Genomic DNA, 882 nt, shown 5'->3' on the forward strand with positions numbered 1-882 from the left:
GTGTTGGCAACGCCATCCGCCGCCAGCAGCAGCGCCTTCGCGCGCTGCACCTCCCGGTAAGCGGCGGTCTGCGAGCGGGACAGCTGCTCCAAGGTGGCCCGCTCGGTGTCCGACATCGGCAAGGCAGGGGCTGCGCGTCCGCTCATGGAGCAAGAATACCGACCATACGACTAGTTATTTGAGAGACACACCACTAGCTTGCGTCAGTAGACGGAGGCTTCACCGGCGCCGTCTGTCGCGGCTGACACCGACACCCTGCCTCAACGACCAAGTGGGGTTGCCACCACGATGTTGAGGTCGAGATAGTTCTGAATCCGGTCGCTCCAGCGCCCGCCGCAGGTGGCGAGGAAGAGTCGCTCCGGCCCGCTGACGTCGTATAGCTTCTCGCGCGTCACGAGCGCCGGGTATCCGTGCTCCGCGTCCACACTCCGCCAGATGCGCTGAACCAGGTAGGAGCAGATCGAACCATTGGCCTGCCAGATGTCGATGCGCTGCCCGGGCCGCACCCGTGCCGCGAAGTTGAACCGGCACGGGTTTCCCGCCGCCTGTCAAACGAGCTGTTCCTCGTGGGTGAGGGCAGCGTAGTAGGCGTTCTCGAACGCGACTGGCGCCTGCCAGCCGATGGCCGAGTGGAGCCTACGGTTGTTGTACCACTCGACCCAGCCGGCGGTGGCGTACTCGACGTCCACGAGGCTCTTGTAGGCGCCATCGTGGAAGATCGTGGTGAAGATGCACTCGGTCTTGTAGAGGCCGTTCCCGGACTCCATGAGCGCGTTATCGTACGCTTAACCGGCTAATCGGCCGGGATCCCTTTCTTGTCTGGTCCTTTTGGTGGTTTGCCTCACATGGCGGTCGCGCGTGTCGCGGCGTCGTCGATCAGGG

General features: G+C 64.1%; 1 protein-coding gene and 1 pseudogene. Both read right to left on the minus strand.

Annotation, left to right across the window (positions count from 1 at the left end):
* Nucleotides 1-260: 260 nt before the first annotated feature.
* A complete protein-coding gene (locus N864_RS22745; protein WP_034722964.1) occupies nt 261-506 on the minus strand; it encodes a sortase family protein in 246 nt (81 codons plus the stop codon).
* 42 nt (nt 507-548) lie between these two features.
* Nucleotides 549-785 (minus strand): annotated as a pseudogene (locus N864_RS22750) (integrase core domain-containing protein); the annotation flags it as partial.
* Nucleotides 786-882 lie beyond the last annotated feature (97 nt).

Source organism: Intrasporangium chromatireducens Q5-1 (assembly GCF_000576575.1).
GTDB classification, from domain to species: Bacteria; Actinomycetota; Actinomycetes; order Actinomycetales; family Dermatophilaceae; genus Intrasporangium_A; species Intrasporangium_A chromatireducens.